Raw genomic sequence first — 16647 nt, forward strand, 5'->3', positions numbered from 1 at the left:
GTCCTCCACCTCGTGGTAGGTGACATCGACGGCCGCTTCGGTCGGGCCGTACAGGTTGTGCAGCCGCGCACCGGTGAGCTCGCGCAGCTTCTGCGCGGTCGGCGCGGGCAGCGCCTCACCGGAGGCGAAGACCTGCTGCAGCGAAACACATTCGGCGGCCTTCTCCTCCGCCACGAACACCGACATCATCGACGGCACGAAGTGCGCGGTGGTGACACCGGTCTCGATGATCAGGTCGGCCAGGTAGCCCGGATCGCGGTGGCCGTCCGGCTTGGCGATGACCAGGGCAGCGCCGATCTGCAGGGGCCAGAAGAACTCCCACACCGACACGTCGAAGGTGGCCGGGGTCTTCTGCAGCACGACATCGTCGTCGAACAGGCCGTACTCGGTCTGCATCCACACCAGGCGGTTGACGATGGCGGTGTGGCTCACCGCCACGCCCTTCGGACGGCCGGTCGAACCCGACGTGAAGATCACGTACGCGACATTGTCGCCGCGCAGCGGGGCGGTCCGGTCGGCGTCGGTGATCGGGGCGTCGGAGTAGCCCGACAGGTCCAGCTCGTCGATCAGCAGGGTGCGCGTGGTGGTTTCGAACCGGTCCCCGCGGGTGCTGAGCACGCACACCGGCCGCGCGGTGTCGAGCACGTACTGGTTGCGCTCGGCCGGGTGGTCCGGGTCCAGCGGCACGTACGCGCCACCGGCGACCGTGACGGCGTACATGCCGACCAGCAGCTCGAAGGAGCGGCGCATGCCCAGGGCCACATAGGTGTCCGGTCCGACGCCCTCGGCGATGAGGTGGCGGGCCAGCGTGTGCACGCGAGACGCGAACTCGCCGTAGGACAGACTCGTCCCCTCGAACACCAGCGCGGTGAGGTCGGGGGTCTGTTTCAGCTGGGTCTGGAACATCGACGCGAGGGTGACCTCGGCGTCGATCTTCTTGCCGCCCAGGGCGACGCGCTCGACGTCGTACTCGGTGGCGTTCCAGGTGCGCAGCACCTGGCGGCGCTCGGCCGCGTCCAGCAATTCGATATCGCCGACCAGTGCGGTCGGCTCGGCGACCACGGCCGACAGCATGCGCAGCAGGCGCTCACCGAAGGCGGCGATGGTGGCCGGGTCGAACATGTCTGTGGCGTAGGCGAATTCGGCGGTCATGCCGTCGCCGTCGGCCCGCTCGGTCACGTTGAGGTGCAGGTCGAACTTGGCGGTGACCACGTCCAGCGGCACACCGGCCACTTCCAGCCCGGGCAGGGCGAAGGTCGCCGCGCCGGTGTTCTGGAACGACAGCATGACCTGGAACAGCGGGTGCCGCGCCTGCGAGCGGGCCGGGTTGAGGATCTCGACCAGGCGCTCGAAGGGCAGGTCGGCATGGCCGAACGCGGCCAGGTCGGTGTCCTTGGTGCGGGCCAGCAGCTCGGCGAACTTCTCCCCCGAGTCGACGGCCGTGCGCAGCACCAGGGTGTTGACGAACATGCCGATGGCGTCGTCGAGCACCTGCTCGCCACGGCCCGCGACCGCGGTGCCGATGGCGATGTCGTCGCCGCCGGACAGGCGCGCCAGCAGGGCCGCGAAGGCCGCGTGCACGACCATGAACAGCGAGGCGCCGTGCTCACGGGCCAGGCCGTTGAGTCCGGCCAAGAGGTCGGCGTCGATCGAGAACTCGTGCACCCCACCGGCATTGGATGCCACCGCGGGGCGCGGGCGATCCGTGGGCAGGTCGATCTGGTCGGGCAGCCCGGCCAGTTCACTGCTCCAGTAGGAGACCTGCTGGGCGATCAGCGAGTCCGCGTCGTCCTCGTCGCCGAGGGTTTCGCGCTGCCACAGCGCGAAGTCGGCGTACTGCACCGGCAGCGGCGCCCAGTGCGGCGCTTCACCGGTGGCGCGGGCCGCGTAGGCGACCATGACGTCGCGAGCCAGCGGGCGCACCGACCAGCCGTCGCCGGAGATGTGGTGCACCACGAAAATCAGTACGTGCGTGGGCTGTCCGGCATCCGAGACCCGGAACAGTCCGGCGCGCACGGGGGCCGCGGCGGTCACGTCGAAGCCGGTGAGGACCAGCTCGGCGATGCGCTCGCGCAGGTCGGCCTCGGCCACCTCGACCGGGGCCAGGCCGGTGCCGCCGCCGTGGATGCCGGCATTGGCGGCCGAGTCCAGGCGGACCTGGCCGGCGGGCAGGATGACCTGCACGCCACGGCCTTCCGCGTTCTCCGGGTAGACGGTGCGCAGCACCTCGTGCCGCTCCAGCACGTCGCCGACGGCGGCCAGCAGGGCGTCCACATCGAGGTCGCCGGTCAGGCGCACCGCGAGCGGGATGTTGTTGACGGCCGAGGCGGTGTCGAAGCGGTTGAGGAACCACATGCGCTGCTGGGCCAGCGACAGCGGGATCTCGTCCGGCCGGGCCTGGGCCACCAGCGCACGGCGGCCACCGATGCCCGCCTGCGTTTCCACGCGCGCGGCCAGGGCGGCCACGCTCGGGGCATCGAACAGGGTGCGGACGGGGATGCGGGTGTCGAGCGCCGCGCCCAGTCGCGCCACGACCTGGGTGGCGATCAGCGAGTTGCCGCCCAGCTCGAAGAAGTCGTCGTCCGCGCCGACCGGGTTCTCGAGTCCGAGCACCTCGGCGAAGACGCCGGCCACGATCTCCTCGGCACGCGTTGCGGCGGACCGGAATTCGCGGGCGGCGAACTCCGGCTCGGGCAGTGCGCGGCGATCCAGCTTGCCGTTGGCACTGAGCGGGAACGCGCCCAGGGCCACGAAGGCGGCGGGGACCATGTAGGACGGCAGCTGCGCGGCCAGGTGCTCGCGCACGGCCTCCACGTCGAGGGCGTCCGCGCCGAGCGCGACAGGTTCGGTCGAAGCCGATTGCGCCGGAACCACGTACGCGACCAGCTGGTCACCGGTGCGGGCATCCGAACGCAGCACCACGACGGCCTGGGCGACCGACTCGTGGGCGGTCAGCGCGGCCTCGATCTCGCCGAGCTCGATGCGCAGACCGCGCAGCTTGACCTGGAAGTCGGTGCGGCCGATGTACTCCAGCTCGCCGTCCGCGGTCCAGGTGACCAGGTCACCGGTGCGGTACATGCGCTTGCCCGGCGTGAACGGGTTGGCCACGAAGCGATCCGACGACAGGTCGGGGCGCGCCACGTATCCGCGCGCCAGCTGCACGCCGGCCAGGTAGAGCTCGCCCGCCATGCCGGGCGCGACCGGGTGCAGGCGCGAATCCAGCACGTACACCTGGGTGTTGAACACCGGGCGGCCGATCGGCACGGTCTCGGTGTCGGCGTCGGTGACCTGGTGATAGGTGACGTCGACGGCCGCTTCGGTCGGGCCGTACAGGTTGTGCAGGGCGGCGCCGGTGACCCGGCGCAGCTGCTGGGCGGTGGTCGCGGGCAGCGCCTCACCGGAGGCGAAGACCAGGCGCAGGCTCGTGCAGTCCGCGGCGGCCGGTTCCGAGACGAACACGGCCAGCATCGACGGCACGAAGTGCGCGGTCGTGACGCCTGCGCGGGCAATGGTCTCGGCCAGGTACACCGGATCCCGGTGCCCGTCGGGCTTGGCCACGACCAGCTTCGCGCCGATCTGCAAGGGCCAGAAGAACTCCCACACCGACACGTCGAAGGTGGCCGGAGTCTTCTGCAGCACCACGTCGGCGGCGGTCAGGCCGTACTCGGCCTGCATCCAGACCAGGCGGTTGACGATCGCCGAGTGCGGCACCGCCACACCCTTCGGGCGACCGGTCGAACCCGAGGTGAAGATGACGTAGGCGGTATTCGAAGCCCGCAGCGGCGCACTGCGATCCGCGTCGGTCAGCGGCGCGTCGGAGTAGCCCGACAGGTCAACGCCGTCCACGGCCAGCACCGGCACGCTCGGGTGGGTGAACCCGTCGCGCTCGGTGGTGAGCACGCACACCGGAGCAGCGGTCTCGAGCACGTAGTCGATGCGGTCGGCGGGCTGGTCCAGGTCCAGCGGCACGTACGCGCCACCGGCCTCGACGATCGCGTACATCGCGACCACCAGGTCCACCGAACGGCGAATGCCCAAGCCCACCAGGCTCTCCGGGCCGACCCCGGCCTCGATGAGGTTGCGTGCCAGCTGATGCACCCGTGCGGCGAACTCACCGTAGGACAGACCTGTCCCCTCGAAGCTGACCGCGGTCGCCTCGGGGGTCCGCTCGGCCTGGGCCTCGAACAGCGCGACCAGGGTCTCGCCCGCGTCGCCGGAGGCGCTGCGCACGATCTCGCCCTCGGCGGTGGTCTCGCCCGAGAGGGTGCCCGAGGTCAGTTCCGCCAGCACCGAGTAGACGTCGGCGGTGGTGCGGTTCCAGTCGCGCAGCACCCGGGTGCGCTCGCCGGAGACCAGCAGGTCGATATCGCCGATGGCCCGTTCCGGCTGCGCGGCAATGGCCTTCAGCAGACGATCGAACCGGTCGGCGAAACGCTCCATGGTGGCCGCGTCGAACAGGTCGGTGGCGTAGATGAGTTCGGCGGTGATGCCGGAGGGGGTCGCACCGTGGCCGTTGCCCACGACATCGCTGGTGCCGAGCTGCTCGGTGAGGACCATCTGCAGGTCGAACTTGGCGGTGTCGATCGGGAGATCGACGGCGCTCACGGTCAGGCCGGGCAGTTCCAGTTCGGTGATGCCGGTGTTCTGGAACGACAGCATGACCTGGAACAGCGGGTGCCGCGCCTGCGAGCGCGCCGGGTTGAGGATCTCGACCAGGCGCTCGAAGGGCAGGTCGGCGTGGCCGAAGGCCTGGATGTCGGTGGCGCGCACCGTGTCCAGGAGCTCGGTGAAGCCGGCGCCGCCGTCCACCTCGGTGCGCAGCACCAGGGTGTTGACGAACATGCCGATGAGGTCGTCGAGGGCGCGTTCACCACGACCGGCGACCGGGGTGCCGATCGCGATGTCCGCCTCACCCGACAGCCGCGACAGCAGCGCCGCCAGGGCGGAGTGCATGACCATGAACAGCGTCGCGCCGCGGGTGCGGGCCAGTTCGGTCAGCTTGGCGTGGGTGTCGGCATCGACGGTGAAGACGTGCGTCGCACCGCGGCCCGACGCGACGGCCGGACGCGGCCGGTCGGCGGGCAGGTCCAGCTGGTCGGGCAGGCCGCGCAGCGAGTCGCGCCAGTACGAGATCTGCTGGGAGATCACGGATTCGGCGTCGGTCTCGTCGCCGAGCACCGCGCGCTGCCACAGCGCGTAGTCCGCGTACTGGACATCCAGCGGCTGCCAGCCGGGCTCGCCGCCCTCGACGCGAGCGCCGTAGGCGGTCATGACATCCCGGGTGAGCGGGCCCATGGAGAAGCCGTCGGCCGAGATGTGGTGCACCACCAGCGCGAGCACGTGCTCGGTGGGGCTGACTTCGAACAGGCGGGCCCGGAACGGCACGTCCACGGTGACGTCGAAGCCGCTCAGCACCAGCTCCGAGAGTGCCTGCGGCAGTTCGGCTTCGGAGACCTCGACCGGGGTCAGGTCCGGAATGACCTGTGCCGTGGGAACGATCTCCTGGAACGCCTGCGCTCCGCCTCCCCGCGCTTCACCGATCTCCGGGTACCGGGTGCGCAGCGACTCGTGCCGCGCCAGCACGTCGGCGACGGCGATCTGCAGGGCCTGACGGTCCACCAGACCCGACAGGCGCACGGCCGCCGGGATATTGTCCACGGCCGATTCGGGATCGAACCGGTTGAGGAACCACATGCGCTGCTGGGCCAGCGACAGCGGCAGCCGCTCCGGCCGCTGCTGCGCGATCAGCGCCTGGCGAGTGCCGGCGCCGGAATGGGTTTCGGCGCGCGCCGCCAGGGCGGCCACGGTCGACGCCTCGAAGATCTCGCGCACACCCAGGTGGGTGTCCAGCGCGGCCGAGAGGCGCGCCGCCACCTGGGTGGCGATGAGCGAGTTGCCGCCGAGCGCGAAGAAGTCATCGTCGAGGCCGACCCGCTCCAGGCCGAGGATCTCGGCGAACACGCCTGCCACGATCTGCTCGACCGGGGTCACGGGCGCGCGGAACACCGCGGCCTCGAACACCGGCGCGGGCAGCGCCTTGCGGTCCAGCTTGCCGGAGGCATTGAGCGGGAACTCGTCGAGCGCCATCAGGACCGACGGCACCATGTACGCGGGCAGGCTCTCGCCGATCTCCAGGCGCACCTTCTCGACGTCCACGGTGTGGTCCGCCGCCGGGATGACATAGGCGACCAGCTGATCGCCGGTGTGCACGTCGCTGCGCACCACGACCACCGACTGCGCGATGGAATCCAGTGCGGTGAGCGCGGATTCGATCTCGCCGAGTTCGATGCGCAGACCGCGCAGCTTGACCTGGAAGTCGGTGCGGCCGATGTACTCCAGCTCGCCGTCCGCGGTCCAGGTGACCAGGTCACCGGTGCGGTACATGCGTTCGCCGTCCCCGAAGGGGTTGGCCACGAAGCGATCCGACGTGATGTCCGGGCGCGCGACATACCCCGTCGCGAGCTGATCGCCCGCCAGGTACAGCTCACCCGCGACACCCACCGGAACCGGACGCAGACGCGAATCCAGCACGTACACCTCGGTGTTGAACACCGGGCGGCCGATCGGCACGGTATCGACGTCCGCGTCCACGACCTGGTGGAAGGTGACGTCGACCGCGGCCTCGGTCGGGCCGTACAGGTTGTGCAGCTCCGCGCCCGTCAGCTCACGCAGCTTGTGCGCGGGCTTGGGCGACAGCGCCTCACCGGAGGCGAAGACCTTGCGCAGGCTGGTGCACCGCGCGGCGGCCTCCTCGGCCACGAACACCGCGAGCATGGACGGCACGAAGTGGGTGACCGTCACACCCTCGCGGGCAATGAGATCCGCGAGATACGCCGGGTCACGGTGGCCTTCGGGCTTGGCCACGACCAGCGTCGCGCCGATCTGCAAGGGCCAGAAGAACTCCCACACCGAGACGTCGAAGGTGGCCGGGGTCTTCTGCAGGACGACGTCGGCGGCGGTCAGCCCGTAGGCCGCCTGCATCCAGACCAGGCGGTTGACGATGGCCGAGTGCGGCACCGCCACGCCCTTCGGGCGGCCGGTCGAACCGGACGTGAAGATCACGTACGCGTTGTTCGACTCCCGCAGCGGCGCACGGCGATCCGCATCGGTGAGCGGAGCGGCCGAGTAGCTGGCCAGCTCCAGCATGTCGATGCGGACCTGCGCGGTATCGATCGGCAGATCCTCGCCGGAAGTCAGCACGGTCACCGGGTCGGCGGTCTCGAGAATGTACTCGATGCGCTCGGCCGGGTGATCCGGGTCCAGCGGCACGTAGGCGGCACCGGCGACGGTGACGGCGTACATGCCGACGACCAGGTCGATGGAACGCCGCATGCCCAGGGCCACGAACGATTCCGCTCCGACACCACGCTCGACCAGCCAGCGCGCCAGGCGGTGCACCTGGTCGGCGAACTCGGCGTAGGACAGAGTCGTCCCCTCGAAGCTGAGCGCGGTCGCGTCGGGCGTCCGCTCCACCTGCGCCTCGAACATCGCGACCAGGGTCGCGGCCTCGGCCTTGTGCTCGGTGAGCACGGCCTCGACGTCGAAGGCGGTGTCGTTCCAGCGCTCGACGACCAGCTCGCGTTCGGGCGCGTCCAGCAGTTCGATATCGCCCACGGCCGCAGCGGGTTCCGTGGTGATGGCGGTCAGCACGCGCACCAGGCGATCGGCGATGCGGTGAACGGTGTCCTCGTCGAACAGGTCGCGCAGGTAGCCGGCGCGGATGCGCAGGCGGGTGTCGAGCTGGGCGATGAGGGTCAGCGGGTAGTGGGTGGCGTCCGCGGCGTCCAGGCCGGTGACAGCCATGCCGTCGATATCGGCGGCCTGGGACCGGATACCGTCGGCGTCCACGGGATAGGACTCGAAGACGACCAGGGTGTCGAAGAGTCCGCCGATGCCCGCCGCCGTCTGGATGTCGGCCAGGCCCACGTAGTGGTGGTCGAGCAGATCGGCCTGCTCGCCCTGGGTGCGGGTGAGCAGCGCGCTCGCCGGCTCGGCCGGGTCGAAGGCGACCCGCACCGGCACGGTGTTGATGAACAGACCCACCATGGACTCGACGCCCGACAGCTGGGCCGGGCGGCCGGACACCGTGGTGCCGAAGAGCACGTCCTCGCGGCCGGTGAGGCGGCCGAGCAGGATGCCCCAGGCGACCTGGAGCACGGTGTTCGGGGTGACGCCGAGGTCGGCGGCCAGCGCGGTCAGGCGCGCGGTCGCGGCCTCGTCCAGGTCGAAGAAGTACTCGCCGGACAGGGCGGTGATCTCGCGGCCCGCGTCGGGGCGGGTGAGCAGGGTCGGCTCGGAGACGCCGTGCAGCGACCGCTGCCACGCCGCCAGCGAGGCCGGACGGTCCTGCTGCGCAACCCATTCCAGGAAGTAGCGGTAGGAGCGCACCGGCGGCAGCACCGCGGTGTCGGAGTGCGTGGCGTACAGCACCAGCAGGTCCTGCATGAGCAGCGGCATGGACCAGCCGTCGAGCAGGATGTGATGGTTGGCCACGGCCAGCTGGTAGCTGTTCGCGGCGGTCCGCACCAGCGTGTAGCGGATGAGCGGCGGCGCGGTCAGGTCGAAGCGCTGCACCCGGTCGGCGGCGATGATCTCCGCGGCGCGTGCCGCGCGGGCTTCCTCGTCGGCGATGTCGGTCAGGTCGTGGTTGGTCCACGCCACCTGCACGCCGTCGATGACCACCTGCACCGGAACACCCGACGCGTCGTTCACGTAGGCGGTGCGCAGGATTTCGTGGCGTTCGATGAGCGCCTGCGCGGCCGACCGCAGCCGGTCGGCGTCGACGCGGCCCTCGAGGGTGAGCACCGCCTGCGCGGTGTACACATCGACCGAGGCGGCGGCCAGCTGCGCGTGGAACAGCAGACCGGCCTGCAGCGCGGACAGCGGCCACACCTGGTTCAGCGCACCGTACTGCTTCTCCCAGCCGTCGATATCGCGCTGGGTGACGCGCACCAGGCCGAAGTCGGACGGGGTGTGCCCGCCGGTCTGCGCGGAATCGGCATGCCGGGCAACGGCTTCCAGCGCCGAGGTCCACAGCGCCGCGAATTCGGCGATCTCCTGCGCACCGATCAGCGTGCTCGGGTAGCCGATATTGGCGGTCAGCTTCTCCCCGACCACGATGGCGTTGATGTCGATCGGGGCCATGGCGGGCATGTCGGCGTCGTAGGCGCCGGCCAGATCCGCCAGCTCGGGAGCCGGGATCCAGCCGAAGCCGCGCAGCGCCTCCGGCACATTGCCGTCGTTGACCCGGCCCAGGTAGTTGAAGCTGACCTGGCCCGGCAGCTGCTTGGGCAGCTGCGAGGCGGTGTCGGAGTTCATGTAGCGCAGCAGGCCGTAGCCGATGCCCTTGTCCGGCACCGCGAGCAGCTGCTCCTTGACGGCCTTGATGGCCCGGCCCATGGCGGGCCCGCCGGTGAGGGCGGCGTCCACGTCGATGCCGGACAGATCGAAACGCACCGGGAAGATGGCGGTGAACCAGCCGACCGTGCGGGACAGGTCGGCACCGGGCACGACCTCTTCCTCGCGGCCGTGGCCCTCGAGGCGGACGAGGGTTGTGTCCTGCCCCCCGGCCTTCTCCCCCAGTCCCTTGGCGGCGCGGAACTTGGCCACCGCCAAGGCGAGTGCGGTCAGCAGACCGTCGTTGACACCGCCGTGGAACAGCGCGGGGACGGTGGTCAGCAGCGCCTTGGTGGCCTCGGCCGACAGCTCGACGCGGTGCTTCTCGATGGTGGCGGTGACGTCGACGGCCGGATCCATGGGGCGCTCGGTGAGCAGCGGGTCCGGGCCCTCGACGACGGTGCGCCAGAATTCGAGTTCGGCGACGCGCTCGTCGGTGGCGGCCTCACGCTCGAGGGCGTGCGCCCAGGTGCGCATGCTGGTGGCGGGCGCTACCAGCTCGGGAGTCTGTCCGGCGGACAGCTGACCCCAGGCGGCGACGAAGTCCGGCACCAGGATTCGCCAGGTGACGCCGTCGACCACGAGGTGGTGCGCGGCGACGACGAGACGTCCGGCACGAGCGGTGCCCGATGCACGGCTCGCCGTGGCGTCGGACGGCTCCAGCCACACGAACCGGATGACCTGTCCCGCAGCCGGATCCAGCTTGTCGAGGGTGGCATCCAGTGCGGCCGTGGCGATCTCGACCAGCTGCGCGTCGGTGACGCTCGCGTCGAACTCGGTGCGATCGATCAGCGCATCCGCGTCGATCGTCCCGGGAGCGGCGGTTTCGACGATCCAGTCCGCGTCCGGCACCCGGCGCAGGCGCGCCCGCAGCATGTCGTGGCGGTCGATGACCGCGCCGACGGTGGCGGCGATGCCCGCGCGATCGATGCCGATCGGCAGCTCCAGCGCCATGGTCTGGTTGAAGCGGCCGAACTCGCCCGGCCGGCCCGCCATGAAGCGCACGACAGGGGTCAGCGGCATGACGCCCACGCCGCCGCCCGGCAGCTCGGTCAGCTGCGGGGTCGAATCACCCTGGCCGTCCATGGATACCGTCGCGACGGCGGCCAGACCGGAGACCGTGCGCTGTTCGAACACGTCGCGCGGGCTGAACACCACCCCGCGCGCCTTGGCCCGCGACACCAGCTGGATGGAGACGATGGAGTCACCGCCCAGGGCGAAGAACGAGTCGTCGATACCGACCCGCTCCAGGCCCAGCACCTCGGCGAAGACCTCGGCGATGGTGTGCTCGAGGGCATTGCGCGGCGCGCGGAAGACCACCTCGGTGGCGAAGACCGGCTCGGGCAGCGCCCGGCGGTCCAGCTTGCCGACCGGCGTCAGCGGCACCCGGTCGATGACCATGACCGCCGACGGCACCATGTACGCGGGGAGGCGCGCCTCGACGTGCGCCGTCACGGCCGCCACGTCGATCGAATGACCCGGTGTGGCAACCACGTACGACACCAGCGACGTCGCGCCCGCGGCGTTCTTGTGGCCCACGGTGACCGCGAAGTCGACGGACTCGTGCGAAGCCAATGCGGCGTCGATCTCGCCCAGCTCGATGCGGAAACCACGCACCTTGACCTGGAAGTCGGAACGGCCGACGTACTCGACCAACGCTCCGCCCCCCCGCGCTTCGTCCGGGGTCCAGCGCACCACGTCACCGGTGCGGTACATGCGCTCGCCCGCCACGTACGGGTTGGCGACGAACCGGTCGGCGGTCAGGCCCGGCCGCGCGTGGTAGCCGCGCGCCAGCTGAATGCCCGACAGGTACAGCTCACCCGCGACACCCACCGGAACCGGGCGCAGGCGGTTGTCGAGGATCAGCGACTGCATGCCCCGGATGGGACCGCCGATGGTGACCAGATCGCCCGGCACCAGCGCATCGCTGATGTTGGTCATGATCGTGGTCTCGGTGGGGCCGTACCCGTTGTGGAAGGCACGAATGGTGCCGTCCGACTCCGTCCCCTCTCCGATCGGCACCGCCCACTTCTCGACCAGATCGGCCGGGACGGCCTCACCACCGGCGACCAGCACACGGAGCGAGTCCAGGCCCGCCGGTCCGAAGGTGGACAGCGCGGCCGGGGTGATGAAGGCGTGGGTGGCCTGCTCGCGGCGGATCAGCTCGGCGAGCTCCTCACCGCCGTAGGTGCCCGGCGGGACGACCACGAGGGTGCCGCCCCTGCCGATGGCGAGCAGGAACTCCAGCATGGACGCGTCGAACGACGGCGACGCGAAATGCAGTGCGCGCGAAGAGGAGTCGAGTGCGTACCGCTCGGCCTGCTCAACGCTGAAGTTGGCCAGACCCGCGTGGGTGACCACGACGCCCTTGGGCACACCGGTGGAACCGGAGGTGTAGATGACGTAGGCCGGGTGCTCCGGACGCAGCGGGCGCGCCCGCTCGGCGTCGGCGATCGCGGTGTCCGCGAAGGCATTCAGTTCCAGCTCGTCCAGCACCAGCCACTCGACCGAGTCCGGCATGTCCGCGCGCACCGATGCCACGGTGAGGCCGACCGGCGAACCGGAGTCGGTGACCATGTGGGCGATGCGGTCGGCCGGATAGTTCGGGTCCACCGGCACGAAGGCCGCACCGGTCTTGGACACCGCCCATTCGGCGAAGTAGGAGTCGTCCGACCGCGGCACGGCCACGGCGACCAGATCCTCGGCGCCGATGCCGCGCTCGATGAGCAAGCGCGCCAGACGGTTCGAGCGGGCATCCAGCTCGCCGTAGGACAGACTCCTGCCCTGGAACACGACCGCGGTCGCGGCCGGATCGATGGCGACAGCGTCGGCGATGAGCTCGGGCAGCGTGCGCGCCGGAACGGCGGGCAGGCCGAAACGGGCCACCAGATCGGCGCGTTCGTCCTGGTCCAGGATGTCGATCGCGCCGACGCCGACCTCCGGGTCGGCCGCGACGGCCTCGAGCACCCGCACCCAGCGCTGCGCGAATCCGGCCGCGGTGGCCTCATCGAACAGGTCGGTGGCGTAGGTCAGCGCCAGCGCCATCCCGGAGTCCTGCTCCGACAGCGTGAACTGCAGGTCGAAGCGGGAGATGTTCTCGTCGAGGTCGAGCGTGGAGACGGTCAGCCCCGGCAGCTCGATGCTGGTGCGATCCAGGTTCTGGAACGCCAGCATGACCTGGAACAGCGGGTTGCGGGCCTGCGAGCGCTCGGGCGCGAGCAGTTCCACCAGCCGCTCGAACGGCACGTCGGCATTACCGAAGGCGTCGAGGTCGGTGTGCCGCACGCGGTCCAGCAGGTCGGTGAACGACTCGGCCGGGTCGATGCCGGTGCGCAGCACCAGGGTGTTGACGAACATGCCGACCAGGTCGTCCAGCGCGGCCTCACCGCGACCGGCGACCGGGGTGCCGATCGCGATGTCGTCGCCGCCGGACAGCCGGGCCAGCAGCACCGCGAGGGCGCTGTGCATGACCATGAACAGCGACGAACCCCGGCGGCGGGCAACGTCTTCCAGCGCCGCGACGAGCTCCGGCGACAGCGTGCGCTGCAGCGTCGCGCCGCGGTGCGAGGCGATGGCCGGGCGCGGGCGGTCGGTGGGCAGGGCCAGCTCGTCGGGCACGCCGCCGAGCACGCGCTGCCAGTAGGCCACCTGGCGGGCCATGATCGAGGACGAGTCCTCTTCGGAGCCCAGCACTTCGCGCTGCCAGACGGCGAAGTCGGCGTACTGGACGGCCAGCGGGGCCCAGCCCGGGACCGCGCCCTGGTTGCGCGCGGTGTAGGCGACCATGACGTCGCGGGCCAGCGGGGACATCGAGAAGCCGTCGCCCGCGATGTGGTGCACGACCACCACGAGCACGTGCCCGGTGGCGTCCTCGCCGCCGACGCGGAACAGGCGGGCGCGCAGCGGAACCTGTTCGGCCACATTGAAGCCCAGTGTGGCGAAGGCGGTCACGGTGGCGGTCACGTCCTCGGCCGCGACGGTGACCGGCCGCAGGTCGAGGGCGATCTCCTCGGCCGGGACGACCACCTGCATCGGGGTGCCGCCGTGCTCCGGGTACCGGGTGCGCAGCGACTCGTGCCGGCGGACCACGTCCGCGACCGCGAGTTCCAGTGCGGCGGTGTCGAGTTCACCGGTGAGGCGGATGGCCAGCGGCAGGTTGTAGGCCGCCGAGGAGGTGTCGTACTGGTTCAGGAACCACATGCGCTGCTGCGCGAACGACAGCGGCGCCAGCTCCGCTCCACCTCCCTGCGCTTCGGGAGTCCTCGTCCGGGCCACCAGCTTGGCGCGCGAGGCGCCGTCGGCGTGCGATTCGATGCGGGCGGCCAGGGCCTCGACCGTGGTGGCCTCGAACAGGGTGCGCACCGCGACCGTGGTGTCCAGGGCCGCGCCGATGCGCGACACCACCCGGGTGGCGATGAGCGAGTTGCCGCCCAGATCGAAGAAGTCGTCGTCCAGGCCGACCCGCGGTAGATCCAGGACCTCGGCGAAGACGGCGGCGACCGTCTCCTGCACCGGGGTCTCCGGGGCGCGGAAGGCCCGCGCCTGCGCGGCCGGAGCCGGAAGCGCCCGGCGGTCCAGCTTGCCGTTGACGGTCAACGGGATTCGGTCCAGCACCACGATGGCCGACGGGACCATGTAGGACGGCAGCAGCTCGGCCGCGCCGTCGCGGACCGCGTCCACGGCCGGCGCGACGCCGTTCTCCGGCACCACGTAGGCCACGATGCGCTGATCGCCCGGCTGGTCCTCGCGCACGATGACCGCGGCCTGCGCCACGCCCGGCTGGGCCAGCACGGCGGACTCGATCTCACCGAGCTCGATGCGGAAGCCGCGCACCTTGACCTGGTCGTCGGCGCGGCCCAGGTATTCCAGCTCACCGAAGCGGTTCCAGCGGGCCACGTCGCCGGAGCGGTACAGCCGCTCGCCCGCGATACCGAAGGGACTGGCCACGAAGCGGGCCGCGGCCAGGTCCGGGCGGCCCAGGTAGCCGCGCGCCAACTGCGGTCCGGCGACATACATTTCGCCCGCGACACCGACCGGCACCGGGTGCAGGCGGTCGTCGAGGACGTAGACGCGCAGGCCCGCGATGGCCCGGCCGACCACGGAGCCGGTGGCGGCGGCGATGGTGTCGGCATCGAGCACGCGCACGGACACGTGCACGGTGGTCTCGGTGATGCCGTACATGTTCACCAGGTACGGCGTGGAATCACCGTGGCGGGCAACCCAATCCGACAGGCGGCGCAGCTCGAGCGCCTCACCGCCGAAGACGACGTAGCGCAGTGCCAGCGACTGCTGGTCACCGGCGGCGGTATCCGATTCCCGGCTCGCCGAGGTAGCGATCCGGTCCGCCTCGGCCAGCTGGTAGAAGGCCGACGGGGTCTGGTTGAGCACCGTGACCTGTTCGCGGCGCAGCAGTTCCAGGAACTGCTCGGGCGAGCGGGAGACGTAGTAGTCGACCACGACGAGCTTGCCGCCGTAGAGCAGCGGGCCCCACAGCTCCCACACCGAGAAGTCGAAGGCGTAGGAGTGGAACAGGGTCCACACGTCGTCGGGGCCGAAGCCGAACTCGCGATCGGTGTTCGCCATGAGCCGCACCACGTTCCGGTGCGCCACGGCCACGCCCTTGGGGCGGCCGGTGGAGCCGGAGGTGTAGATCACGTAGGCGACGTGGTCCGGGCGCAGCGCGGACCGGCGTTCGGCGTCGGTGACCGGCCCGTCGGCCGCGTCCACGATATTGCCCGCCTCCAGCGAGAACCCGTCCAGCAGTATGGTGTTCAGCCCGGCCGCCGCTCCGCCTCCCCGCGCTTGCTCCACCTGCACGGTCGAGTCGGTGATCACGCTGGTCGGCCGCGCGTCCGAGAGCACGTAGGCGATGCGGTCGGCCGGGTAGGTGGGATCGATCGGCACGTAGCCCGCACCGGTCTTGATCACGGCCAGCAGCGCCACCACCAGATCCGCCGAACGCGGCAGCAGCACCGCGACCAGCGATTCCGGTCCCGCGCCCTCGCCGATCAGGCGGCGCGCCAGCACATTCGCGCGGCGGTCCAGGTCGAAGTAGGTGAGTTCCTCGTCGCCGAAGCGCACCGCGACGCGCTCCGGATTCGCGGCCACCGCCAGGTCGAACAGGCTCGACAGGGTGGCGTCGGCCGCCACGAACGGGCTGGCCAGGGCGGCCAGCGGGTTGGCCAGGCGCTCGGCGGACGCGCCCAGCGCCTGCAGAGCGGCGGCCTCGGGCGCGATGCCCGAGGTGCCCTCGGCGACAGCGCGTTCGGCGTCGGCGACCGCGGCCCGCGCGGTCTGGGCCAGGGCGACGATGTCCTCGCCCGCGGAGACCCAGTGCTCGGCCACATTGTGGCGCTCGCCCTCGCCCAGCAGGTCGATATCCCCGATGAGCGCGGCCGGATCCTCGGCGACCGCGCGCAGGATGCGGACCAGGCGCTCGGCGAAGGAGATGACGGTCTCGGCGTCGAACAGATCGGCGGCGTAGTTCCAGGACAGGCCCAGCGAGCCGTCGGCGCGCTCGCTCACGGTGAGCTGCACGTCGAACTTGGCGGTGCCCGGATCGAATTCGACGACCTCGAGTTCCAGGCCGGGCAGCGCGACCGCCGCCGCGTCCTTGGCCCCGGCGGCCTCGAAGGTCAGCGCCACCTGGAACAGCGGGTGGTGCGCCTGCGAGCGGACCGGGCTGAGCACGTCGACGAGACGCTCGAACGGTACGTCGGCGTGCGCGAAGGCGGCCAGATCGGTGCGGCGCACCTGGGCCAGCAGGTCGCGGAAGGCGGCGTCCGGCCGCACCTCGCTGCGCAGCACCAGGGTGTTGACGAACATGCCGACCAGGTCGTCCAGCGCACGTTCGCCGCGGCCCGCGATGGGGGTGCCGATGGCGATGTCGGTGGCGCGGGACAGGCGCGCGGCCCAGGTGGCCAGGGCGGCGTGCACCAGCATGAACAGGGTGACGTCGTGCTCGCGGGCCACGCCGGTCAGGGCGCGGTACAGCTCGGCGTCGATCGAGAAGTCGTAGGTGCCACCGGCATTGGTGGCGATCTCCGGCCGCGGACGGTCGGCGGGCAGCTCGATCTGCTCGGGCAGGTCGGCCAGCCGGTCGGTCCAGTAGGCGATCTGCTGGGCCGCCAGGGACTCGGAATCGGTTTCCGCGCCGAGGATCTCGCGCTGCCACAGCGTGTAGTCGGCGTACTGCACCGGCAGCGGCGCCCACGCCGGGGCCTCGCCGGTGCTGCGGGACAGGTAGGCGGC

The 16647-nt window shown here is 71.1% G+C and carries 1 protein-coding gene (only partly in view); it reads right to left on the reverse strand.

Every position in this 16647-nt window falls within one protein-coding gene, locus ABZV44_RS15580, for a non-ribosomal peptide synthase/polyketide synthase (RefSeq protein ID WP_354836403.1), read on the reverse strand. The gene is 44265 nt long; 14277 of those nucleotides lie to the left of the window and 13341 to its right, leaving coding positions 13342–29988 in view, spanning codon 4448 (complete) through codon 9996 (complete); reading right to left, the first codon wholly in view occupies positions 16645–16647. Both codon boundaries (start and stop) fall beyond the window edges.

The sequence above is a fragment of the Nocardia sp. NPDC004860 genome (assembly GCF_040609015.1).
Lineage (GTDB): Bacteria > Actinomycetota > Actinomycetes > Mycobacteriales > Mycobacteriaceae > Nocardia.